At 39.3% G+C, this 24,892-nt stretch carries 22 protein-coding genes; 11 read left to right on the top strand and 11 right to left on the bottom strand.

Annotation, left to right across the window (positions count from 1 at the left end; translation table 11 throughout):
- Positions 1-36 precede the first annotated feature (36 nt).
- The 4 genes from F4W09_RS03865 (at position 37) to F4W09_RS03850 (ending at position 5,768) form a co-directional block, all read left to right on the top strand.
- Positions 37-1,425: an L-cystine transporter gene (locus F4W09_RS03865; RefSeq protein ID WP_151504085.1), complete on the top strand. Its 1,389-nt coding sequence runs from the start codon at positions 37-39 to the stop codon at positions 1,423-1,425.
- Positions 1,426-1,581: 156 nt separating this feature from the next.
- Positions 1,582-2,406, top strand: a complete 825-nt coding sequence (locus F4W09_RS03860) for a PhzF family phenazine biosynthesis protein (RefSeq protein WP_151504084.1) — start codon at positions 1,582-1,584, stop codon at positions 2,404-2,406.
- 129 nt (positions 2,407-2,535) lie between these two features.
- Positions 2,536-5,301 (top strand): M16 family metallopeptidase, encoded by a 2,766-nt coding sequence (locus F4W09_RS03855; protein ID WP_151504083.1) that lies wholly within the window; start codon positions 2,536-2,538, stop codon positions 5,299-5,301.
- Positions 5,302-5,453: 152 nt separating this feature from the next.
- A complete protein-coding gene (locus tag F4W09_RS03850; protein ID WP_151504082.1) occupies positions 5,454-5,768 on the top strand; it encodes a hypothetical protein in 315 nt (104 codons plus the stop codon).
- Positions 5,769-5,822: 54 nt separating this feature from the next.
- Here the strand turns inward: F4W09_RS03850 and F4W09_RS03845 are convergent, their stop codons facing one another.
- Complete coding sequence (locus F4W09_RS03845; RefSeq protein ID WP_016167504.1) at positions 5,823-6,212, bottom strand: DUF3144 domain-containing protein; 390 nt, start codon at positions 6,210-6,212, stop codon at positions 5,823-5,825.
- A gap of 109 nt (positions 6,213-6,321) precedes the next feature.
- On the opposite strand from F4W09_RS03845, the gene F4W09_RS03840 reads away from it, so the two are divergent.
- Entirely contained in the window at positions 6,322-6,954 is a 633-nt protein-coding gene (locus F4W09_RS03840; protein WP_151504081.1) for a hypothetical protein, read from the top strand.
- A 7-nt stretch (positions 6,955-6,961) separates the two neighbouring features.
- On the opposite strand, the gene F4W09_RS03835 is transcribed toward F4W09_RS03840, so the two are convergent.
- On the bottom strand, positions 6,962-8,422 hold the full coding sequence (locus F4W09_RS03835; RefSeq protein ID WP_151504080.1) for a CYTH and CHAD domain-containing protein: 1,461 nt from the start codon (positions 8,420-8,422) through the stop codon (positions 6,962-6,964).
- 176 nt (positions 8,423-8,598) lie between these two features.
- The gene (locus F4W09_RS03830) at positions 8,599-10,062 is read right to left on the bottom strand and encodes a CYTH domain-containing protein (protein ID WP_044739458.1); all 1,464 of its coding nucleotides are present in this window, start codon (positions 10,060-10,062) and stop codon (positions 8,599-8,601) included.
- Between the two features lie 368 nt (positions 10,063-10,430).
- On the opposite strand from F4W09_RS03830, the gene F4W09_RS03825 reads away from it, so the two are divergent.
- Positions 10,431-10,814, top strand: coding sequence for an Mpo1-like protein (locus F4W09_RS03825; protein ID WP_151504314.1), 384 nt, complete (start codon positions 10,431-10,433; stop codon positions 10,812-10,814).
- A gap of 507 nt (positions 10,815-11,321) precedes the next feature.
- Here the strand turns inward: F4W09_RS03825 and gloB are convergent.
- Positions 11,322-12,053 (bottom strand): hydroxyacylglutathione hydrolase, encoded by a 732-nt coding sequence (gene gloB, locus F4W09_RS03820; protein ID WP_151504079.1) that lies wholly within the window; start codon positions 12,051-12,053, stop codon positions 11,322-11,324.
- Positions 12,054-12,196: 143 nt separating this feature from the next.
- Positions 12,197-13,627, bottom strand: a complete 1,431-nt coding sequence (locus F4W09_RS03815; protein ID WP_044739460.1) for a pyridoxal phosphate-dependent aminotransferase — start codon at positions 13,625-13,627, stop codon at positions 12,197-12,199.
- 229 nt (positions 13,628-13,856) lie between these two features.
- Between F4W09_RS03815 and msrB the strand changes: the two genes are divergently transcribed.
- The 4 genes from msrB (at position 13,857) to F4W09_RS03795 (ending at position 16,301) form a co-directional block, all read left to right on the top strand.
- A complete protein-coding gene (gene msrB / locus F4W09_RS03810) occupies positions 13,857-14,276 on the top strand; it encodes a peptide-methionine (R)-S-oxide reductase MsrB (protein WP_016167511.1) in 420 nt (139 codons plus the stop codon).
- Positions 14,273-14,755 (top strand): glutathione peroxidase, encoded by a 483-nt coding sequence (locus F4W09_RS03805; protein ID WP_016167512.1) that lies wholly within the window; start codon positions 14,273-14,275, stop codon positions 14,753-14,755. The genes msrB and F4W09_RS03805 overlap by 4 nt, the downstream gene beginning before the upstream one ends.
- A gap of 5 nt (positions 14,756-14,760) precedes the next feature.
- A complete protein-coding gene (locus F4W09_RS03800) occupies positions 14,761-15,639 on the top strand; it encodes an AraC family transcriptional regulator (protein WP_171492393.1) in 879 nt (292 codons plus the stop codon).
- Positions 15,640-15,773: 134 nt separating this feature from the next.
- Positions 15,774-16,301: a LysE family transporter gene (locus F4W09_RS03795; protein ID WP_244948543.1), complete on the top strand. Its 528-nt coding sequence runs from the start codon at positions 15,774-15,776 to the stop codon at positions 16,299-16,301.
- 325 nt (positions 16,302-16,626) lie between these two features.
- Here F4W09_RS03795 and F4W09_RS03790 read toward each other — a convergent pair whose 3' ends face one another.
- The 6 genes from F4W09_RS03790 to F4W09_RS03765 all read right to left on the bottom strand — a co-directional run bounded on the left by F4W09_RS03790 (position 16,627) and on the right by F4W09_RS03765 (position 24,170).
- The gene (locus F4W09_RS03790) at positions 16,627-17,322 is read right to left on the bottom strand and encodes an alpha/beta hydrolase (protein WP_151504078.1); all 696 of its coding nucleotides are present in this window, start codon (positions 17,320-17,322) and stop codon (positions 16,627-16,629) included.
- A 412-nt stretch (positions 17,323-17,734) separates the two neighbouring features.
- Complete coding sequence (dapC, locus tag F4W09_RS03785) at positions 17,735-18,904, bottom strand: succinyldiaminopimelate transaminase (RefSeq protein WP_151504077.1); 1,170 nt, start codon at positions 18,902-18,904, stop codon at positions 17,735-17,737.
- Positions 18,905-18,929: 25 nt separating this feature from the next.
- The gene (glnD, locus tag F4W09_RS03780) at positions 18,930-21,596 is read right to left on the bottom strand and encodes a [protein-PII] uridylyltransferase (protein ID WP_151504076.1); all 2,667 of its coding nucleotides are present in this window, start codon (positions 21,594-21,596) and stop codon (positions 18,930-18,932) included.
- A gap of 26 nt (positions 21,597-21,622) precedes the next feature.
- Complete coding sequence (gene purT / locus F4W09_RS03775; RefSeq protein WP_171284944.1) at positions 21,623-22,837, bottom strand: formate-dependent phosphoribosylglycinamide formyltransferase; 1,215 nt, start codon at positions 22,835-22,837, stop codon at positions 21,623-21,625.
- 237 nt (positions 22,838-23,074) lie between these two features.
- Positions 23,075-23,422 carry an L-valine transporter subunit YgaH gene (gene ygaH, locus F4W09_RS03770; RefSeq protein WP_016167518.1) on the bottom strand — a complete coding sequence of 116 codons (348 nt, stop codon included), beginning with the start codon at positions 23,420-23,422 and terminating at the stop codon, positions 23,075-23,077.
- Positions 23,412-24,170, bottom strand: a complete 759-nt coding sequence (locus F4W09_RS03765; RefSeq protein ID WP_151504075.1) for an AzlC family ABC transporter permease — start codon at positions 24,168-24,170, stop codon at positions 23,412-23,414. The genes ygaH and F4W09_RS03765 overlap by 11 nt, the downstream gene beginning before the upstream one ends.
- A 101-nt stretch (positions 24,171-24,271) precedes the next feature.
- On the opposite strand from F4W09_RS03765, the gene F4W09_RS03760 reads away from it, so the two are divergent.
- A complete protein-coding gene (locus F4W09_RS03760; protein ID WP_151504074.1) occupies positions 24,272-24,757 on the top strand; it encodes a hypothetical protein in 486 nt (161 codons plus the stop codon).
- The last annotated feature ends 135 nt before the right edge of the window (positions 24,758-24,892 follow it).

The raw sequence follows: 24,892 nt of genomic DNA, 5'->3' as shown, positions 1-24,892 counted from the left end.
ATTTATAATAGGGATTACATTATTTAGGGAAAAAACATGAATATGCCCTTAATCATCAATGTCATCCTCTTTGTGGCATTGCTGTTCTTATTAAGTCGGACACGTCATACCGATTGGAGCCTTGCCAAAAAGGTGCTTGCTGGTCTCTGCTTGGGGGTAGTGTTCGGTTTACTCTTGCATGTGGTGTATGGCACAGGTTCAACCGTGCTGCAAGAGTCAGTGCAATGGTTTAACTTGGTCGGTAAAGGCTATGTCAAGCTGCTGCAAATGGTGGTCATGCCGTTGGTCTTCGTTTCCATTTTAGGCGCGGTGATTAAGCTGCATGATGCAGGTTCACTCGGCAAGATCAGTTTTATTAGTATCGGCACCTTATTGGTTACAACAGCGATTGCCGCTTTTGTGGGTGTGGTGGTAACCAATGCTTTTGGTTTGACCGCGGCAGGTTTGGTTCAGGGGGCGCAAGAAACTGAACGTCTGAATGCCATTCAGACCGACTATGTGGGGCAAGTGACAGATTTACAAGTTCCAGATCTGTTTCTCTCTTTTATTCCCACTAATCCTTTTGCTGAACTCACTGGTGCTCACCCGACTTCAATTATTAGTGTGGTAATTTTTGCTGTATTCCTAGGTATGGCTGGCTTGAATTTAATTAAGGCGGATGTAGAGAAAGGGAAAAAATTGCTTGCTGCGATTGAAATTATGCAAGCATGGGTGATGAAATTAGTCCGCTTAATTATGACCCTTACGCCGTATGGTGTATTTGCCTTAATGACCAATATTGTGGCGAATTCAAAATTGGCAGACATTCTAAATTTGGGTGGATTCCTTGTTGCATCTTATATTGGTCTGGGCATCATGTTTGCTGTGCATGCACTCATTTTGTTGTTTACAGGTGTCAATCCAGTTCAATTCTTTAAAAAGGTTTGGCCTGTATTAACTTTTGCTTTTACCAGTCGCTCTAGTGCAGCCAGTATTCCACTAAATATTGAGGCACAAACGCGCCGTCTGGGCGTGCCTGAGTCGATTGCCAGTTTCTCAGCTTCTTTTGGGACAACCATTGGTCAAAATGGTTGTGCGGGTTTATATCCTGCCATGTTGGCTGTAATGGTAGCACCAACCGTTGGGATTAACCCATTAGATCCAATCTGGATTCTAACTTTAGTCTGTGTCGTAACGCTCAGTTCTGTCGGTGTTGCAGGTGTGGGTGGTGGTGCGACTTTTGCTGCCTTAATTGTATTGCCGATGTTGGGCTTACCCGTGACTTTAGTGGCGCTACTCATTTCGATTGAACCTTTGATTGATATGGGACGTACGGCATTAAATGTGAATGGCTCAATGACTGCCGGAATGGTCACCAGTCAAGTCTTGGGGCAAACTGATCAAACCATTTTTAAACAAGAAAATGTTGATTTAACCGAGAATTAATTTCGCCGTTACGTCATAAATAGGAAAGTCAGTATTTTGGATATTGACTTTCTTTTTTTGTGTCAGGCAACAACTGTATCCATAAATCAAATAAATTTGTATCTGTTATTGTTGGACTGTAACGGCATAATAAGCATGAAACAATGGAGAAAAATTATGAAAATGTATCAAATCGATGCTTTTAGCAATGCATTATTTAAGGGGAATCCTGCGGCAGTAATTGTGACTGAACAATGGTTAGATGAAGCACTCATGCAAAATATTGCTTTGGAAAATAACCTGTCTGAAACTGCATTTGTAAAAAAGATTGATGCCGAACATTTTGAAATTCGTTGGTTTACACCTACAGCAGAAGTTGATTTTTGTGGGCATGCAACTTTAGCCAGCAGTTTTGTGCTATTTAAAGATTTTACTCCAGCCAAAACCATTCATTTCCATGTGAAAAAATTGGGTGTTTTTGTTGTGAGTCAGGCGGACGATGGCAAAATTTGTATGAATTTCCCAATCCGCCGTGCAGAAAAAGTAGAAGATTACCCTGAACTTTTAACTCAGGCACTCAGCAAGCCATTTAAAAATGTTTATCTGAATCAACAAGCTTTTATTGTTGAGTATGAAAGTGTGCAAGACGTTTTGGATGAGCAACCCAACTTAGAATTGTTAAAGCAATTGGGTTCTTTACGTACTGCTATTACCGCACATAGTTCAAGTGTAGATGTTGCCATTACTGCTTCAAATGCAGAGTATGATTGTGTGTCACGTTATTTTGCCCCTGCAATAGGCATCAATGAAGACCCTGTTACAGGTTCTATTCACACTGCGATAGCACCGTTGTGGGCAGAACGATTAAACAAAACAGAGTTGATTGCATATCAAGCCTCTACGCGAGGTGGCGAATTATATTGCAAAATTCTAGATCAGGAACGCATTGAAATTTCAGGTTATGGCAAACTTTATATGCAGGCAGAATTGTTCTTAGATTAAATATATTTGAACAAAGCAACGCTCAAAACTGAGGGTTGCTTTGCAAAACTTCACTATAAATACCATTTTCGATTCCGTAAGATAGGCAGCTTATAAAATATTTATATAACTGAATATATTGGAATTAACATGTTAATGCGGTTGAAAAAACTTACTTTCTCTCTGTTTTTTGTTGGTTTAAGTTCGGCTGCTTGGGCACAGCCAGTTTTGGTCAAATCAGATCATCAAATTGAAGAATATAAATTAGATAACGGTTTTCGGGTGATTTTGGCACCGAATGATAAAGAAAATAAAGTCTATATGAGCACCATATATCTGACAGGCTCATTGAATGATCCGCAAGGTAAAGGAGGGCTAGCACATTTGTTAGAACACCTTGCTTTTAAGGGAACACAAAATGTCAAAGGTGAAGAATTCCAGCGTAGATTGGATCAATACACTTTAATGACCAATGCTAGTACTGACTATTATTCGACCCGCTATATTAATGTCGTGCGTCCTGAACAAACCGCTTTGAATGAAATCTTGCATTTAGAAGCCGAGCGTATGGATAAATTAGTGCTGCAAGAGAAGTTTGTTCCTTCTGAAATTGCCATTGTGAAACGTGAGCGGGAAGTACGTCTGGATCAACCTTTTGCCGTATTGATGGATCAGATGTGGAAATCGGCTTATGGAAACCAGTATTTAGGACGTTTACCCATTGGCGATTTAAAAGAATTGCAGTCCATCAAAATGAATGAACTGAACCAGTTCTATCGTACGTGGTATGCACCCAATAATGCAGCAATGGTGATTGCAGGTAAATTCGACAAAGGGCAAGTGTTGAAACAGATCGATCAACAGTTTAGTTCAATTCCTGCACGTCAGATTCCTGCTCAGGTTCAAGTACCGCAGTTGGATGCAAGTAAAATTAAACAGCGTGAATTTACTGTGGCAAAGGGCAGTGATTTAGCCAAGTTCAATATTTACTTGAATGGAAAAAATGAACAGATCAAACCCGCTTTAGCTTTGTCACCGCTCTTATATACCATGCAGCCGAGCGGGCATTTGTATCAAAGTATGGTGGAAACAGGCACCAGTACTATGGTGCAGGCAACCACATGGCTAGATCGTGATTTTAACTTGGTGTTTATGGGCGCAATTTATGCACCGAATCATAATGCTGAGCAGGTCGATCAAGCGCTCGATCAAGGGATAGAAAAAACGCAAGATTTTAATGAAACAGAATTAAAACGCGTGAAAAGCCTCATTCAAAATCAGGCGGATAGCATTCAAAGTAACTCTGCGGCTTTGGGTTCACGTCTGGCGGATTATTTTGTAGCGAGTCAGGGACGTTGGGATCAATATTATGTCGATCTCAATAACATTCAAAACTTAAGTCTGAATGAGGTCAATCAGACCTTAAATCAGTTCTTGGTGAAAGAGCATCGTATTACAGGTGATATTCAGCCGACTCCTGAAGATCAGAAAAAAGCTAAGCAACAGCAGCAGGCAAAAGTGCCAAAGCAGACCTTAGACCAACAGGCTCAAAAAACAGAACCACTCAAAGATGTGAGTGTGTATCAACAAGAAGTAGCACAATATGTTGCAAGCTCTCAGCAATATTTGGAAAAGAACGAGAAGAATATTCAACGCGGTGTACTAAAGAACGGGATGAAATATGCGCTTTATCCTGTTGCGACCCGTGACAATAAAACCTATGCCACCATTAATGTTGAGTTCGGTACAGCCCAAAGTTTGATGAACAAAAGTGAAATTATTGATTTCACTTCTTATTTATTGCTCCGTGCTTCAGATAAATACAGTCTGCAAGACATTGCCGATAAATCGATTGATGCAGGTGGTTCAGCAACAGCATCGTCTAATGGCAACGGTATGACCATTCAAATTGTGGCGAAAAAAGAAAAATTTGAAGACTTCTTTAATTATATTGTAGAGGTCATGAAGAACCCGAAGTTTGAGCAGTCACAGTTTGATTTAATCAAGTCACAAACGTTGTCGAGCTTAAACCGTCCATATACGGAACCTGAAACGGTAGCAGCGTTGACGATTGCACGTTTAATCGAAATTTATCCGCAAGGAGATTTGCGCTATCACTTCGAACCTGAATATGCCAAGAAGCAATACCAAGCTTCTACCAATGAGCAAGTGAAGCAGTTGTATCAACAATTTTTTGCCATGAATAATGCACAAATTGCGATTACAGGTGAGTTCAATGCGAAGAAAATGTTGCGCAAAGTAAAGCAGCAGTTTGGTAATTGGAAAGGGACTCAAGCTTATACACAACTGACTTCTGAATATACCCCGTATAAAGCGCAGAAGAAGCATGTGCTGTCTGAACAACGTGAGTTTGGTAGTTATCAGAGCTTACTCACTTTCCCGCTAGGCGAGGATCACCCTGATGCTCCAGCGATGCTGGTTTTTAGTTACATTCTTGGAGATTCTCAGCTCTCTTCACGTTTAGCACAAGAATTACGTGAGAAGAATGCTTTGGTGTATGGTTTTAGCAGTGAAATTCAATTGGATGATTGGGTCAATTCAGGAGCACTGAGCATTGATGCCAATTACACCGCAGGTAAAGCCGAGCAAGTGTCGCAGGCTGTGCATAAGGTTTTACAAGAACTGTTAGATCATGGTGTAACAGAACAAGAGTTAGAAGCGGCTAAAGCTGATATTCTAAAAAACCGCGTAACGGCTTTGGAAGATGAACGCAATATTCATCAAATGTTGACTTCACAGTTGGAACGAAACCGCGATTTATTGTTTCGTAAAAAGCGTGATCAAGCGATTGCCAACTTAACCAAAGCGGATGTAGACCAAGCCATCAAAAAATACATTCATCTTGATCAATTGGTTGAAGTGATGGCTGATCAATATGGACAGCCGAATGACTAATCTTTAAGTTTTTAATTCACTTAAATATTTCTATAAAAAGCCACATTTTTGTGGCTTTTTATTTTAAAACTTGAAGTTAAATTGAGCGGATGATAAAAAACTTTATATAACTTCTTAATAATGAAAACATAATGTTAATTGAGTCTATCTATATGATGAAGAAAATTCTAAAAATTTCTGGTTATCTTCTTTTTGTATTTGTCATCGGTACTTCATACGCTACAGCAGCGACTGAAACGCGTACCATCCGTACTGAAAATGGGCAATTGGTATCTCTTGGTGATAGCTATATTCAACTGGTACAGAATATGCAGCAATCGCCAATCTCGGTGCGAAATTACGAGTGGAAAGAAGGCAAAAAGCAGCTTACTGCATCGGACCATGTGTATTTGGTGGGGAATGCTTATTACACTGTTACCATTGTCGATAACGTTATTAAAAAGATCGTTTGGGATCGTAAAATTTAAGTCATAAAAAAGGCCCTGAGTCTAAACTGAGGGCTTTTTTATTACACCATTAAATTAATGGTCATGATCATGCTTGTTGGCATGGAATTCTTCATTATGACGGAAACGTAAATAGTTCTCGAACTGTTCACAGTATTCGTCATAGTTATCTTCCAGCATCATTTGGAATTGCTGAAGGATATAAGACATCACTTGCTCTTTAGCATCACGCATTTCGTTGCCATCTTTGAAATTATTGGCTGCAACCCAAGTATTAAAACGTGCTGTTGCAAACAGCATAGAAGCACTGACTTGACCACGAATTTCAGTGGGCTTGACTTGTTGTCCTTTGGCTGGGCGACAAAATTCATTGGCATGTTTAATAAATTCATCTGCACGTTCAAAAAAAGCAGCATTCAAAGCTTCTTCTTCGGTAACATCGGTAGCGTCAATCTTTTGAACCATGACTGTTCCTAGCTAAAATTTCATTCTGCATTATAGGCAAAGCCTTGCAGAAACAAAACCTTTGACTTAATCTAAAAATAGCCTAAGCATTATAAAAATGGAACGCGTTATGTCAGATGCTATTGCAATTCAAAATCTTAAACATGATATTGCACTTTTGCGCCAACAAATTTGGCCACCACAAACTTTGGCAAATGTCGAAGGATTACCCATTTATTATGGTTCGAAAGAAGATGTCGCACACTATTATCAGCAATGGCAAGATTTAATCGAGCGTGCACAACTGTTGAGCCAACCTTTTTTAAGTGATGAAATGGTTGATGCGATTCATTTACCCAGTCATTTGAATTTGCCGTTGTTTTATTTTCATGTAGATCGGATTCGAATTAATAAAACACGAGCTAAAGAGTCGAAGACTTTCAGGGGGATCGCCAGTTTATTAGATAAATGTGGAGAATATTCCGCAGAGCAGGTTACAGCGATGCAAGTCTGGTTAAATAGTGATGATCAGGCAGCACTGGTCGCACACCGAGAATTCATTGACCTTAGAACTTATGTGTTTCAGCATGGACAAAGTGAATATACGCGTACCCGATTTTATGTGAATGGTATTGTGTTAAGTACTGAAGAACATTTTAAGTTGGTGGATGCACGCGATAAGCCACGTAAGCAACGCAGTGATAGCTATAGTGATCCACTGGCGGATAACAGAGTATGGAAAGTCTTTGGAAAATACCGCTAAGTTGTTCTCAAGACCAGAACGGTTTAATTTTCTTGAAGGCTTTGAGTTGCTTGTCGATGTGTTTGAGTTGTTGCTTTTCCTGTTGATTGAGCCAGTCTATCGCACAGTGAATTTCTTTATTTTCAGGCAGTTCATGGAAGAATTGCTCAGCAACCAAAAGATCGTTGTATTGCCCCAAAAGCTCTTGAATCGGTTTAATTGCTTTGAGGTAATCTTTCACTGCTTTATTGCTGTATAGGCTACGCACAAACTCAATGTTGTAACGTAAATGTTTGAAGCATTTACGGAGTTTGTGCTTTTCTTCATCTTCTAGTTGTGAAAAATGACCAATGTCATCTGCAATGCGTTGATGGGTTTTCTTTAAGTTTTTCTCAGCATATTTTAAAAACGGTTTTTTCTTTTTATTTTTGGGACTCAGTTCTGAAGTCATATAGTCCATTAGTTCTAATATTAATTGATTGGTTTCGGTGGACTGGAAAATCCACATCACCTGATTGTGATAACTCTCGGCAGTTGGAATTTCTAAGTGTGAACAGCCCGCTTGCTGTAACTGGGGCAGAAGGGTTTCACGAATGGCATCGGTATCACGCGCATTGCCTAAAGATTGAAATATGATACGGAGCTGAGCTGCCCAGTATGGAGGAATGTCATGAACCAAGTTGGCATAACTTTTTAAAGCACTACGCATACGCCGTATCGCCACACGTGCCTGATGTATATGTTCGCTGTTGTAAAAGCCACTAGCAAGGGCAGTCGCATTTGGCAAGAGATGCTTAAAGGTATTATTTAAGATCGCATGTACAGCGGCATTTGGTGTCATGGCTTGATCTAAAACGACAGGCTCCGCATATTGCGGCAGTAACATATCCTGCTGTTGTAGGTGCAAATCTCCCCGTTGTGATTTACTTCGTGTGTCTAGCCAGAGTTGATATTTATTCATCCATGGCTCTATGCAGCGAATTAAGTCATGAATGGAACCTTGTACCAGTTCAAACTCAATTTCAAAAATTCTTAATTTTTCTTGTTGAAAGACCAAGTGTCCAATGTCGAGGCAAACTTCAATTTCAGACTGATTAAACAGCAGAATTTTTGATATTCGTTCAACATCGGTAGAAAATTTGATTTTAAAATTTTGAGATGCATCTTCAGTGGTGAAAAGAGCAGGTAGTTCGTCTATATGATCCTGATACAAAGCTAAATTAAGTTTAGGTTGTTTTTTCTTACCGAGGTCAGATTCAAATTCAAAACGCTCGATATGTTGCTCGGTTTTGTATTTTAAGGTTTGAATCCAATGTCCTTGTTCTAAGCGTAATCGTAGGGCAATCGACTGTTGTGCCAATTGAAAATCGGGAGTGTCGTAATAGTGGGCGAGTAGGGGTTGCTTATATATCTTAGAGGCACAGAAGTCTTGATAAATCATGTCCTGAAAAGCATCTGGAATCTGAAATTTGAGTTCAATTTCTGACATGTTCTAGCCCTCGCACTGGAGTTTTTAAAATTATTTTAATGGCGCTAAATTTATATCTTGGCTAAAGTGACTGAAGAAGTCCAGTAAAAATATAATTTGTCTATTTTTAGAAGTAGGAATGAAGTACATCCACAAGCTTTGCTCGTGGATGTTGGTCTGTTTGTATGTCTAATGACTTAGAATTTAAGGAACTTACGACTTACCATAAATTGTTCAGTCGCATCTAAAAGTGCTTGAGCGTACACTTCTTGTTTGGCAGTTAACCAACCTAAAACAAACCAGTCGCTTGCCTCTAATTCGGTTTGCTGTATATAGGCAGCAGATGAACTGAGCGTCAAGTATTCTTCAGCAGCTTGGTGTGCTTCATTTAATGCTTTGCTATATTTTTGCAGGTTTTTTACATCATAAATTGAAGTAAGAATTGGGAAGCTGAATTTGAGTTCGCGAATGCGTTGAGAGAGCTGTTCTAAACTTTCAAAATTAGTAACGTCGGTTTCTGAAAGCTGCTCATGAATCTGTTTATACTGCTGTTGCAAGGTGTTCTGCGCGTAGCCTTTTAAATCTAACTCTTGCGTGGCAGTACTGCTTTGTAAGCTAAACATTAATAGCTCTAAAAAGTGATGTACATTCAGTGTTGAGCGCACCAAATTATTCAGCTTTTCTTGAGCATATAAAATATCTTTGGTTAGGCTTGCTGCTGTGGTTGGGTTTTGCAACAACGCTCCTAGGGTATTCTGCATGTGCTCAAGTTGTTGTAAGTTCTCAAAATGATGTTTAAAAGCCGCCAACTGATAGGCCCATTTATCCGAAACATCCTTGCTCCAGGTTTTAAATAAAGCTGAAGTTAAATAGAGATGATCCAACGCTACATAAGCTTGCTCAAGATGTTCCTTTTCTGCAACGCCTGCGGAGATGGCTGCAATATTTGGAAGTAGGTGCTGTAACTGTTGCGCGATGAGCGAGCGGACATTGCAGTCGGCACTGTCTTTTTTCACCAGTTGAAATGCTTTGGCTTGCTTGGCTGGGCTCACTGCTTGCTGAGTTGAAAGTAAATGACCCATTTCAGCTTTACTACGAACATCTAACCACAATTGGTATTTTTTTACCCATTCAAAACTAAAGGCAAGCAAAGACTGAATAGAACCTTGTTTGAGTTCAAACTCAACTTCGTGAACTTCTCTTTCTTCAGTTTCAGTGGCTAAGCGGCCAATATCGAGGCTGACTTCAATTTCTGCATCTTCGAAGTGAATCACACGATAAGTGCGCTGAATATCAGACTCAAATTGTAATTTTAATGAAGCAAACTGATCACCCAAAGCATTTTGCAAAATGGCTAATGCTTCAGATTCATCTTGATAAATCGTTAAATCTAAAGCAGGAGCATGTTCAGAAATACCAAAATCATGATTATGTTCAAAGCGGTGCAAATGGCTTTTTCCGGCTGCTTTTAAGGTTTGAACCCAATGCTCACCTTCAAGGCGTAAGCGTAGGGCAACACCATGTTGTGAAAGTAATTTATCTGGCGTGTCAAAGTATTTGGCTTTCAGATGAATCAAATTTGATTTTTTGGGGTCTAAGGCTTTAAGGAGCATTGTTCTTTTTGCTGTAGGAATTTGAAATTTTAATTCAACTTCAATCATAAATTTGCCTTAGATTACGGTTCAAAAAAAGGGAGCAGCTTTTATTAAAAACTGGTGTGGCTCTTTGGTATTAAATTTTAGCTGAAAAATTCTATGCTGTACGCGTTGATGAGAGAAATTATCGGCAGTTAACTATGCCAAATGGAGGTAAAAAAATACTGCCATTAAAAATCCAAGGGTTATTACATTTTTAAATGTACAGACAGAAAGATTGTCGGATTTGTAATGAAATAGCAATGATAAAATGAGGTTTGCCAATTTTTCAGCAGGAACATGAGCAAAAAGTAATTGACCAATTGAATATTACGCCCAATGATATTGGTGCAAAATCAGAAAACGTAATTCAAAACAATCAGGATGATTTGAATATGAATGCAAATGTTCAAGCAAATAGAAGTGTACAGCACCTTCAATCGCCGCAATTACCCATTCGAAATTATAATGAATTTTATCGTTTTTATTTAACCGAGCACCGTAATATCACCAGCAGACGCCTGCATGTGTTAGGAAGTGTCATCGGTGGATATTGGATAGCAAAAGCAATTCGCCATCGTAAACCTAAGTATGTTTTGTATGGTTTAGTGCCTGGTTATGCATGTGCATGGATTGGACACTTTGTCTATGAAAAGAATAAACCTGCGTCTTTCAAACAGCCATTTTACAGTTTTATCTCGGACTGGCGTATGTTGTCTGATATTGTGCGAGGCAACTTGAGTTTAAAGTGTCGTTCATTAGATAAAATTCCAAGTTAATTTTCATTCTTATTAAAGTGTATTTATCTAATAATATTTGATTGAAAATTTAATATAACTATATGTTATAAATTAGACTTTTAGTCTTATATGAAGTATATTTTTCAAATATTTTTAATAAAAATGGCTAGGATGTTTTATCCTTCTGATGTAGTATAAGTTTCGGATTTTTAGATAGTCTGGTATACCACTAAGACATTACAAGTTTCCAATGCCTAGAGTGACCTTTCTCTGGGCTTTTTTTATTTTGAATGTAAATAAAGTAACTCGATTAAAAAATTGAGGCTATACATTGAAAGACTCTCTAATTTTTTGCCCACATTGCCCGTGTGGTTAGTGCAAAAAATTAGAGAGTCATGTTTATTTTCAGTTATTGTTATAATTATTGAAAATAAACAAAATCTTTCGGTTTTATCGTTGTATTTTATTGCTTTTATGACTTTATTAAACCGTGATTTTGATACTTGCTCTATCCCCAGAACTAGGGATTTTTGTTAAATACAAAAATTAAAAGTTATCTTTTAATTCACGTAATTTTTGAAATTCTTCGACACTTTGTACTCTTAAAAAAGGATTGGTTTCGAGTTCAATGGCAATATTGCTGGGGAGTGTGGGTTGACCAAGCATGCGCAAGGCCTCAACTTGTTCAAAACGTTGTTGAATTTCTAGATTATCGGGTTCTACATGTAGCGCAAATTTAGCATTGGAGAGCGTATATTCATGAGTGCAATACACTTGAGTTTGTGGGGGTAATGCCGCCAAACGATTTAAGGAATGATACATTTGTTCAAATGTTCCCTCAAATACCCGACCACAGCCCATTGCAAATAAAGTATCCCCACAAAACACTAGATCTAAAGCATCACTAAAATAAACGATATGTCCTGAGGTGTGTCCTGGCACTGCAATCACATCTATACGAATATCATGAAAATTAAAATGCTCACCATCCGTAAGAGGGTGGGTAATAAACAGAATCTTGCTCAGCTCGTCTCTTGGGCCATAGACTGGAATGTTGCGATTGACCAATAGCGCTGCTACTCCGCCAATATGGTCTTTATGCCAATGCGTCAGCCAGATTTGCTTCAGGTGGAGTTGGTGTTCTTGACAATAATCCTCGACCAATTGTGCTTCGGTTGGGTCTACCGCAACCACTTCATGAGTTTCAGTGTGTTCAAGTAACCAAATATAGTTTTGTAATTGATTTTTTACATCAATGATATGGACTTGATAAGTCATGTCATGCGCTCGTTATCACTTGGCATTAAGTTTAGCATTGAATAGCTTAGGCTCACTATTTCAAGGTTGTAATTAATCAACTTTGGAAAACAGATAAAAGCAAAAAGCCGCATGAAAATGCGGCTTTTTTGCAAATATATGACTTAACGCAATTTCGCCAAGAAACGACCTACTCGTGTGATGGCTTCACGAAGTTCATTTTCAGCAGGTAAGAATACAACACGGAAATGGTCTGGTGTTGGCCAGTTAAACCCTGTGCCCTGAACCAATAAGACTTTCTCTGCACGCAGTAAATCAAGCATGAGCTTTTCATCGTCCTGAATTGGGTATATCTCTGGATCAAGTTTAGGGAAGCAATACATTGCACCTTCAGGTTTTACACAAGAGACGCCAGGAATTTCATTTAACATTTCCCATGCAATATTGCGCTGTTCATATAAACGACCACCTGGGCGGATTAAATCATTAATCGATTGATAACCACCTAGGGCTGTTTGAATCGCATATTGTGCTTGATGGTTGGCACACAAACGCATAGATGCAAGCATATCCAAACCTTCGATATAATCAGTTGCGCGTGATTTATCGCCTGTAATGGCCATCCAGCCTGAACGATAACCTGCAATACGATAGGCTTTTGATAAACCGTTGAATGAAATACACAGTTGATCGCCTGCTAATGCTGCAACGGAAACATGTTCGATACCGTCATAAATAATTTTGTCGTAGATTTCATCTGCAAATAAAATCAGGTCGTACTTTTTCGCTAAAGCGACAATTTGCTCTAAAACATGACGTGGATAAACAGCACCCGTTGGGTTGTTTGGGTTAATAATCACGATACCGCGGGTATTTGGCGTGATTTTACTTTCCATGTCGGCAATGTCTGGATACCAGAAATTTTCTTCATCACATTTATAATGAATCGCTGTACCACCCGATAAATTCACAGCCGCAGTCCACAGTGGATAATCTGGCATTGGCACCAGCATCTCATCACCATCATCGAGCAAGCCTTGCATCGCCATAACGATGAGTTCAGAAACACCATTACCGATATAGACATCATTCACGTGCATATCGAAAATGCCTTTTTGCTGGTAATACTGGCAAATGGCTTTACGTGCGGGGAAAATCCCTTTCGAGTCGGTATAACCCACAGCATTTGGCAGGTTTAGGGCGACGTCGTTAATAATTTCTTGTGGGGCTTCAAAGCCGAATGGAGCAGGGTTGCCAATATTCAGCTTAATAATTTTATGACCTGCTTCTTCCATCTCGATGGCCGCTCGTAACACTGGTCCACGGATGTCGTAGCAAACATGCTCGAGCTTAGACGATTTTTTTATTTCGCGTGGAGTTTGGATAGTGTTCGGCATTTTGATGTTCTCGGAAAGAGTGGAGGTCACTTTTGCATAACGATATAAATAACTTTTAAATGTTTCAGTTGTTACCAAATCGAGATCATGTTCATCTCGGAGTAAAGCAACAATTTTTTCATGCGTATAACCCGCCTGTTGATATTGTTTAATCACAGGTAGTAGATGTTTAAAAATAACGCTCTTTTTCTGCGACATTTTTTAATCCTGAGTAAGCATGATCGCAAGAATAACACCAATTTTGCTCACAAAAAAGCATTAATGAAATAAAAATGCTTACCATAATTATTGTGTTTGCTTACTTTTTGCTTTTATTGGAATTATAAGTCTTTTGTAAATTGTTAACGAAAGACTAGAAATTTTAAGATGAATGACGTAAATATAAGATTATCTTTTTTGAAACAGCAAGATAGAAAGGGAAATAATCATGGGAAAACTCAGTAAAACAGACCGAGAATGGCAAAGAGAGTTATCACCAGAAGAATTCCGTATAACTCGACAAAAAGGAACAGAACCTGCTTTTACGGGAAAATATTGGAATAGCAAACAAGAAGGAACTTATGTGTGTCGTTGCTGCGGTACACCGTTATTTTCATCGACGACGAAATATGACAGCGGTTGTGGCTGGCCAAGTTTTTTTAAACCAATTGCTGGAGGAGCAATTGATGAATTACAAGATAACTCACATGGTATGGAAAGAACTGAAATAGTTTGTCATCATTGTGACGCACATTTAGGGCATGTTTTTGAGGATGGTCCGCAGCCGACAGGATTACGCTATTGCGTAAATTCGGCTTCATTAGAACTACAATCACAAGAAAAAAATGACGAGGAAACCTATCCATGACCAACATTTATCAGTTTGAAGCTGAGTTGCTAGATGGAAAAAATAAATCTTTTGCCGATTATGAGGGGAAGGTTTTATTAATTGTAAACACTGCCAGTAAGTGCGGGTTTACTCCACAATTTGCTGGCTTAGAAAAGTTATATGAAAAATATAAGCCTCAAGGGTTGGAAGTACTTGGCTTTCCATGTAATCAATTTGGTGGGCAAGACCCAGGCTCAAATGACCAAATTGGAGCTTTCTGCCAGAAAAACTATGGAGTGACTTTTCCAATGTTCTCCAAAGTGGATGTCAAAGGTCCTGAAGCTCACGCCATTTTTCGCTATCTCACCAATAACAGCAAAGGAATTTTAGGTAGCGGTATTAAATGGAACTTTACCAAGTTTTTAATTGGTAAAGATGGCACAGTATTAAACCGTTTTGCCCCAACCACAAAACCAGAAGCTTTAGAGGAAGAAATCGAAAAGGCATTACAACAATAAATGTCATGTTGAATAGATTGCAGCCTTCCAATGATGCCTCCAAAGCTCAGACTGAGTTTTGGAGTGACCCGAATATACCTTATGTAGAAACACGTAAGGCATGTCATAGTCGCGCCTGTTATCATGCTCATAGTCATCCAACCTTTTCCATAGGTGCTGTAGATCTTGGGCAAAGTGTTTTCAGTAGTCGCTTTATAGGCACACAAGAAATTGAGTCAGGAACATTGGTTTTAATTCCTGCAAATGTTGAACACTCTTGTAATCCTGAACCTGATCAGGCGTGGAGTTATCAGATGATGCATCTGGATATGCTCTGGTTGCGACAGTTACTACATGAAACTAAACAGGATTTTCGTTGTGACGCAGTTCCACAGTATAAACCTCAACTTTATCAATCAGAGCGATTGTATTCAGTTTTTTGTCATTTAAATCAAAACTTATTTGATTCTTCCATTTCATATTTGCAGAAAGAACAGTTGCTAATTCAGACCTTAACTGAGCTGTTATTTCCCAATTTGCACTTGGAATTGCTTACTGAAAATAGCTATGCGCAGCAGGAGTTCCAATTGCTAATTTCTAGGTTGAGTGGCAATGATGAGTTTTTATCCTTAAAGCAATTGTCTGAGCAAAGTGGTTTGAGTCGTTACGCGATTATTCGTTTATTTAAGTCGAATTTGGGTTTAACTCCACATGCCTATCAACTCAATTTAAAAATTAATCAAGCAAGAACGCTTTTAAGACAGGGTAAGGATATTATTGAGTTGAGTTATCAGTTGGGTTTTAGTGATCAGAGTCATTTTCAGCGTGTATTTAAACAGTTGACAGGGACTACACCGAAGTTTTATCAAAAACAGCACCGTCGCGCAATTTTATACAATAATTAAATCTAAACACTTATTAGGCTTGTCTCAAAGTTTAGTTTAGTTGAGATGAGTTATGGAATTATTCTTTTTTATTGCAGTTACGCATTTTATGGCACTGCTTTGGACCTGATTTTTTTCTCATATTAATTCATTCAATGCAGTACGGTTCGAAATTAGCCCGTTACACGGTATTAGGGATTGCGAGCGGGAATGCACTAATATTATTGATGATCTTTATATTGTTATGGTGGTTAGGGCAAATTCATCCCATACTATTGCAACTATTTCGTTACTTAGGCATCACCTATTTACTGTATTTGGGATGGCAATGTTTTCGTTATCGTGAAGCTGAGAAACAGTCTTTTGAAGATCATAATGAAATACAAATCAAATCATCAGGTGTTCTATGTTTTGTTCAAGGTTTGCAGTCCAGTCTACTTAATCCTAAAAATGTGATGTTTTATAGTAGTCTTATTTTATTGGTTTACAGTCAATTTAGTGTTAAACAACTGTCTTTGGTTTGCTTTTGGATGGTAAGTGTCGTTCTATTTTGGAATTTATTTTTGCTTAAATTGCTTAATTCTAGGAGTTGGAGTCAGTTTTTAAAAAGGAATACGAAGATATTGTATAGGTTTACAGGCTGTTGTTTTTGGGGGTTTGCTGTGGTTTTGATGGTGCTCTAATCCATCACAGAACCAGTCTATTTGATTTTGTAATGAATTGAGCTAACGGTTTGTCTTTTCTATCGCCTTTCAGATGAAGAAACCACTATAAATTTTCATATAACTTAATAAGGGTTCAGTTGATAAAAAAATTAGATAATCATAATTCAGAGGCACTTTGAAATGCCTCTGATGGTTTTCGCTGCTTATGGATCGGAAGTTTCTATGGTTAAATTCCTTCAATAACTCGTCAAAAGATATTCATTTTGATAAGTCCTGATCTTAACAGACTCAAATTAAATAGTTGGATAAGAGCGATTTTTGGCCACTATCAAATGTAAAGCTATTAACGAGTAAGAAATGTTGCAGCTTCATCAATTAAATCAGCAATTGCTTTTGGTTGAGATGCAAGGGATGCATGGCTGGCATTTAAAGAAATGACTTTTTTTGCATTTAACCGTGCAGACATCATGGTTTGATTATCAGGATGGATCATACGGTCTTCGGTTGAAATTTGATACCAAGATGGTTTGGTTTTCCATGCTGGCGTTGAAATCGTATCGCCAAATGTACTGGCTACAGGTGCCTTTTGTGTGATGCTCATGACAAGGCCTTCATCATGAGTTAAATCCTGACAAAAATTTTCGTGATACTTATCGACTTTTACCCAAAGGTAACCGTCACTATCTGGCTCTAAATGAGGTGCACCTTCAGGTAAATGTTGTTGTGTAATACTGCCAGGACTCTCACCTGTATCTGGTGCAAAAGCTGCAATATATACTAACCCAACCACATTGGGGTGATTGCCTACTTCGGTAATGACAGCCCCACCATATGAGTGACCAACTAAAAGGACATCACCTTTTACTTGAGCAATCATTTTGCGTGTGCGTTCAACATCATCTGCTAAGGAAGTTAGAGGAAGTTCAACCGCACGTAATGCAGTATAACCTCGGTGAGATAAGTCAATGATGACCTTAGACCAATGGGCTGCGCCACCCCAAAATCCATGTACTAAAATAATTGTAGGCTTATTATTCATCTTTTATTTCCTAGTGTAAAAGGTCGTCTTATAGTTAAAGATATTATTCTGTGAACTTCAACTCGGTTTTAAATAAAATGACGGAATGCGGTTTTATTTTTGTAAGTACAATCGTTGGAGCATTTGCTAAAATAAATCCAATTTAACTATCAACAGATAGATTTGTCATTTTAATTACGAGTTATTGCCCTTGGTTTATGACATAGGTTGGTTAAAGTATTGCTGTTCAATAGACCAAAATGGAACAGAAAATGCTGTCTATAAAATGTGTGTATTTGAATATTTCTTAGAATTTTAAAACTTAGATCAATTTCAAGAAAAAGTGGGAGCACAAGTTTTTCATTATTATTTTTGCAAAATTTAACCAACAAAAAACCTCCTTATTGGAGGTTTTTTGTTGGTTAAATAGGGGTTAGAGAATCTTCTTTAACCGTACGATGGCTTGTTCACATTGCGCAATATCAGCCACTAATGCCATACGCACGTGGTTTTCACCTGGATTACCCGTCGCAGTATCACGCGATAAATAACGACCTGGAAGCACTTTAATATGAGCCTTTTCCATCAGCATTTTGGCAAATGATTCATCATTATCTACTTTAAGCCAATAATAAAAGCCAGCATCAGGTTTCTGAAGTGGTAAAAGATGTCCCAATTCATTTTGAAATAAATCAAACTTGGCACGGTACTGCACGCGATTTTCCTCAACGTGTGCTTCATCATCCCATGCTGCAATAGAGGCCAACTGATGTTGAACAGGCATGGCTGCACCATGATAAGTGCGGTATTGCAAATAAGGTTTCAGCAAGGCTGCATCGCCCGCAACAAAACCAGAACGCATACCCGGTAAGTTTGAACGTTTTGACAATGAATGGAACACGACACAGTTTTTATAGTCATCACGTCCAATTTCAGCACAAACTTCTAATAACCCTGTTGGTGCCTGATCAAACCATAGTTCTGAATAACATTCATCTGATGCAATCACAAAACCGTATTGGTCAGATAGTGCAATCAGCTTTTTAAATTGTTCTTTAGAAAGCACTGCACCTGTAGGATTGCCAGGGGTACAAACAAACAAGAGTGCCGTTTTTTCCCATACTTCAGCAGGAACTGCATCAAAATCACCTAAATAGCCATTTTCTTCGGTACAGTTGATGAAGTAAGGTTCAGCACCTGCGAGTAAAGTTGCCCCTTCATAGATTTGATAGAAGGGGTTTGGCATTACCACATACGGTTTTTCATCACGATTAATCAGCGCTTGTACAAAAGAAAAAATCGCTTCACGGGTGCCCGAAACAGGTAGAATTTCCTGTTCAGGGTTAATCTGATTGAGATGAAAACGACGCGCTAACCAGTTGGCAATACTAAGACGTAATTCAGGTAAACCTTTACTGTTCGGGTAAGTCGATAAATGCTGGAAGTTATCAATAATGGCTTGTTTCACAAACTCTGGTGCAGGATGCTTTGGTTCTCCAATTGATAGGGGAATCAAAGGTAAATCTGCGGGTTGTACATCCTTAAAAAGCTTATTTAACTTTTCAAATGGATACGGATGTAATAAAGACAAACTAGAGTTCATGAAACGAATACCCGAACGTTAAAAATTAATGTTGACCACAGACCTGATTAGAGGCTTCATCTAAAGCGGATTTTAGTTGATTGGCAAATAATACAGTCTCTTCTTCCGTCATCGGAGAGCCATCTTTTTTGGTGACAAAGAAAATATCTTCGGCGCGCTCGCCTAAAGTGGCGATTTTAGCAGAGTGAATATCTAAACCTTGCATCATAAACAGACCACCAATTTTCGCAAGTAATCCTGGATGGTCAAGTGTAGAAATTTCAACCATATTTTGCTGTAACGCTTCGTTTAAGGTTACATCTACCGTATTTTCAATATCAAAATGACGAAGTTGGCGTGGAATACGGCGCTGCATTAATCCTGGATACTTATCGGATTGGCTGAGTGCTGAGGTGAGGGAATGAATGACTGTAGCCTCTCGTTCAGGATCGGTTAATAACGTGCCAAAACGGTCTAAAACCACATAGGTATCTAAACTAAACGCAGTGGTTGCAGTAATGATTCGTGCATCCTGAACATCCAGATTCATTCGGTCTAAAATGGCCACAGTGGTTGCGAATAAGTTGGGTTGATCGCGCGTATAAATAAAGATCTGCACGGCATCTTGTGCTGATTTACGATGTGCTCGCATTAATACCAGAGGTGCTGGATTTTCACCGTGTTCTAATATTGCACGGGTATGCCAAGCAATTTCATCAGCCGATTCTTTAATGAAATATTCATCGCCGAGTTCTTGCCAGACTTTTTCTACATCAGTCAAAGAGAAATCATTCACTAACATTTCACTGGCTGCAAATTTGGTGTCCTCAATCAGCATTTGATAGTCCACAGGACGACCAAGACCAGTACGAATAATGTCACGGGCATGGGTATACAGTTGACGCATGAGTGATGCACGCCATGAGTTCCATAATTTTGGATTAGTCGCATTAATATCGGCAACAGTGAGGGTATAGAGATAGTCTAAATGCTCCATATCCCCCAGTTTTTCCGCAAAATCTTTGACTACATCTGGGTCGGAAATGTCTTTTTTCTGTGCCGTCAGTGACATGAGTAAGTGATTGTGAATTAACCAAGCCACCAGTTTGCATTCCCGTTCGGTAAAGCCATGCACGCGGCAGAATTCTATCGCATCTTCTGCACCGAGTTCACTGTGGTCTCCACCGCGACCTTTGGCAATGTCGTGGAACAAGGCAGCTAAGAATACGATGTCACGACGCGCAAGGCGTTGAAAGACTGAACTGACCACTGGAAAATCTTTGGCAAATTCCGGCTCTTTAAAGCGGTTTAAATTACGCAATAACAAGAGAGTGTGCGCATCGACGGTATAAATATGGAACAAGTCATATTGCATCAGTCCCATAATTTGTCCGAAAGCAGGAATATAATTGCCTAAAACGCCGTAACGCTTCATTGCGACCATGGTGTCGTATAAACGGTAAGGTGAACGAATAATCGCCATAAACAAGGCTTGATGTTCTGGATTATCCCGATAGGCTTGATCAATGCGTTTGGCAGCTAGAATCAATAAGCGTAAGGTTCGCGCGCGAATGCCTTCGATTTCTGGGCGGTTCGCGAGCAAATAGAATAATTCTAAAATTGCACTTGGGTTTTCTGCAAAAATTTTATGGTGTTGAACTGCTAACTTACCATCGACCAGTTTGAAGTTGTCATTAATTTCCACAATCTGACGTTCATATTGTGGCAGTCGAGGGGTGATGACTGATTCACTAAAATATGCCAATAACATTTCATTCAGGGTAGAAACCTGCTGCGCAGTACGGTAGTAGCGCTTCATGAACTGTTCAATTGGATAATTAGGTGATTTGTCTTCTTCACGCACATAGCCAAACATAGCGGCAATGTCACGTTGATAGTCAAATAATAAACGGTTTTCATCACGTTTGGTTAGGCGGTGTAAGTGATGGCGAATTTCCCATAAGAAACTCTCGGCTTCTTCGAGCACACCCAGTTCAAATTCGGAAATAAAGCCCAAATGGACTAAATCATAAATACGATTGACCCTAAAGTGGCGCTTTGCAATCCAGCCAATTTGGTTGATATCTCGGATACCGCCTGGAGCATTTTTAATATCAGGTTCTAAATTGCTTTCGGTATTGTTGTGCTGCGCATAGCGACGGTGTTGCTCTTCCATCTTTGCATCAAAGAAGGTTTTATCTGTCCATGTTTGTGAAACGATACGACGCGGCCAACGCGCGAGATGTTCATAGCCGATAATTAGTCGTGCTTCAATGAGGGTAGTGGCAACAGTGAGATCATTGGTAGCTTCTTCGACACATTGGCGAATACTGCGCACACTGATGCCTGGTTTAAAATTGCCAACATCCCAAAGTGAAGAAATAAAAATAGAAATCAGTTTTTCTTGATCTGCGGTAATTTCATCTTCCGACAAGATCATGATATCGACATCTGAGTACGGCAACATTTCACGGCGACCATAGCCGCCCACTGCAAATAGACCGAGTTTGGTTTGATCTAATTCGGCATGTTGCCAGAGAAATTGTAACGCTTCATCAATTAGATGAGATCGCGCTAAAATGACATCACGAATGGACTGTCCATGTTCAAAACTTTCCTGTAATTGTTTTTCTACATCGGTACGCCATTGGTTAATTGCTTGAATATCATGGTTACTTTTGACGTAATTCAACAATGGTAAAGTATTGATCATGAACAGTGGTCCGTAATATGTATAAGTTAGTTCTGATTCACAATGACTTGATCCGCAGCGTGTTGTGCCAACTCACGTGCTTGATCCGTAGTTTCAGCACGTGCAGTCGCAACACCCATACGACGGCGTTTAAAGCCTTCAGGTTTTCCGAACAGGCGTAAATCAGTATTTGGATTTGCCAAAGCAAGATTTAAGCCAGAGAAGGAAAGATTGGTATCATCCACACCCGCGTAAATGACAGCACTTGCAGCAATACTGTGGCGAGTTGTATTGACAGGCAAGCCTAAAATGGCGCGAGCATGTAATTCAAATTCGCTTTGATATTGGGAGGCTAAAGTCACAAGACCTGTATCGTGTGGACGTGGTGAAACTTCACTAAACCATACTTTGTCACCTTTGACAAACAATTCCACGCCAAAAATACCGCAACCGCCTAAAGCAGTTGTGACTTTGTGAGAAATTCGTTTAGCTTCTTCCAATGCCACGGCTGTCATTGCTTGAGGTTGCCAGCTTTCTACATAGTCGCCTGAATCTTGACGATGACCAATTGGGTCGCAGTATTGGGTTTCGATTTCACCTGTTTCGGCATTTTTCGCGCGAACAGTAAGAAGGGTAATTTCAAAATCAAAATCAATTTGCGATTCAACAATCACTTTACCCTGATTCACACGACCACCTGTTTGTGCATATTCCCAAGCTGCATCGACTTCGGCAAAGCTTTTTACACGTGATTGACCTTTGCCTGAAGAGGACATTACAGGTTTTACAAAGTTTGGATAACCAATGTCATCGCAAGCAGCACGGAAAGATTCGAGAGAATCGGCAAAACGGTAAGCAGAGGTGGGTAAGCCAAGTTCTTCTGCGGCCAAACGACGGATGCCTTCACGATTCATGGTGAGGTTTACGGCTTTTGCAGAAGGAATGATCGTTGCAGTTTGGCTTGCTTCAATTTCAACCAGAACTTCAGTTGCAATCGCTTCAATTTCAGGAACAATAAGGTGAGGTTTTACTTGTGCAATCAGTTGTTTTAATTCTTCAGGATTTGCCATATTTAAGGTGTATTGATAATGCGCAACTTGCATGGCAGGAGCATGGTCGTATCGGTCAGCAGCGTGTACTTCGACACCCAAACGTTGCAGTGAAATCACCACTTCTTTTCCGAGTTCACCTGACCCTAACAGTAGAACTTTAAATGCAGAAGATTGAAGGGGAGTACCAATAGTCACGCTCATGTGATTCATCCTTGCGTAAATGGGGTTTTAGCATAGCAGAACTCAGCGTAGTGTTCAGGTATGATTCACATAAAATGATAAGATTGTCGAACAATTTCTTTTAAGTTTACGCTGATTAGAATCTTAAGTTATAAAAGGAAAATATGATTACTTTCATAAAGTAATTTTATTTTATATTTTTAGTTAATCACCTGAAAATTGCTCTCAAGTGATTAATTGCGCTGTGAATCATTCGTTCAAAATAAATTAAAAATGAAAAGGCATATAGGTATAAACCAAGCCGTAGGTCAAAGCAGCAGTTAAGGTTGCAGGGACAATTTTCTTAAATTTAAAATATAAGCCCGTCAGAACCAGAAACCCTATCAGCATTGCTAAACTTTTGTTGGGTGTTTCTAACAGTGGAGGAAGTGTCGCAACGACCAACATGGAGCTAATAGCTGAAATCCCAATCGAGCCCAAGGCAATTTTTAACCACAATGCACCGCGCTTTTGCGAATTTTGTTGAAACTTCTGAATGACAAAAAAAGGACCAAAACGTGAGGCAAAATTTGCAATACCGACCACAATTCCTACCAATATGATTTCAAGATTCATGTGATGCTCCTGTAAGTTCTACATCATGTTGTTTGAGGACATAGTGCTTAAACAAACCTGCAAATATACCTGATGAAATACCAATGAAAATTGCCGCAGAGAGATCAATGAAATAGCAGGCGATCGCAGATACTAAAATAGTCACACTGACCACAAAGGTATGTTTTTTCTCAAAAGCAGCCAGTAGGAAACTGAGGAATAGCGCGGGTAATAAGAAATCTAGTGCCGCCTGCAGAAATAGCGGTAGATTGCCGACTTGATCGGCAAACAGTCCACCCAAGAATGAGCCAGTTGCCCAAGATAACCAGCTAAATAAACTCAGTCCCAACATCCAAGATTCAGACCATTCTTGGCGTCGTTGAGAGAGTTTGATCATGCCTGAAGCAAATACTTCATCTGTCAGTCCCCACGCCCAAATTGCGGTTTTTTTTAAATTCAAATGATCTTGAATTAAATTTTGTAGGGCAGGTCCATATAGTAAGTGACGAATGTCCAAGGCAATGACAGTCAGTGCCGTCATCCAGATGGAGGTTCCACTACCAAGTAGTGCAACCACCAGAAATTGGCTAGCACCCGCATACATGGTACAAGAGAGAAATAAGGCTTCCCAAGCACTAAAGCCAAACTGTGTTGCTGAAACCCCAAATGCAAAAGATACAGGTAAATAAGTAAAGATAATTGCTTGGCTATCTTTGGCACCTTGCCAAAAGCCCGCTGTTTGCGTGGGTGTTAATTTGTGTTGTGACACGACACACCTTGTTAGAGTTAAACGATAGGTCAAATAAGATTGTGTATTGTAGCCGAATTTACTAGCATAGTGCTTACTCGATTGTTGCGGTGATTCCCTAAATGCGAATACTTAGAGCGCCTGTGCTTATTGTTTCTGTAATAAGTAGTGCTTTGTTTTTACAAGGTTGTGGTCAATCTTCAGATCATGCTGAAAAGAAAGCAGAAATTAAAGCTGCGCCTAAATTGACCAATGATGCGACTACTTATGCACATGAAGCATGGCGATTCATGAACGAGGCAGATCCTTATGTATATCGTAAGCAACGTAATTTAATAGAAGAAAAGGTGCGTAAACCTGCGCGAAAACTCAGTACTGATTGGCGCATTAATGTCAAAATGACAGATTCGGTTACTGAAGGAAAATATGCATTGTGTCGTAAGGCTTTGACCAGTTTAGATGTTTGGGCGCGTGAAACCATGGAAAACTCAGCGACAGTTTCTCAGACAAAAGCGGATTACGAACGAGACAAAGCACAATGTAAAGATGCACTAGAGCATCCAGAGTTAGGTAACACCGACCCAAAGAAAAAGGCCTTTAATTCATAAAACTTTTATGTTTAAAGCTGTATTGTGATTTAGAGAATTGTAATGCAGCTTTAAACAGTCACTACCATAATAGAAAATAACACTGATTTGATTAATTTTATGCATTATCCTAATGTGATAAAAAGTGTATAATTT

Source organism: Acinetobacter tandoii, assembly GCF_008867985.1.
In the GTDB taxonomy this organism is placed as follows: domain Bacteria; phylum Pseudomonadota; class Gammaproteobacteria; order Pseudomonadales; family Moraxellaceae; genus Acinetobacter; species Acinetobacter tandoii.
This window is presented reverse-complemented; position numbering and strand designations above follow the sequence as displayed.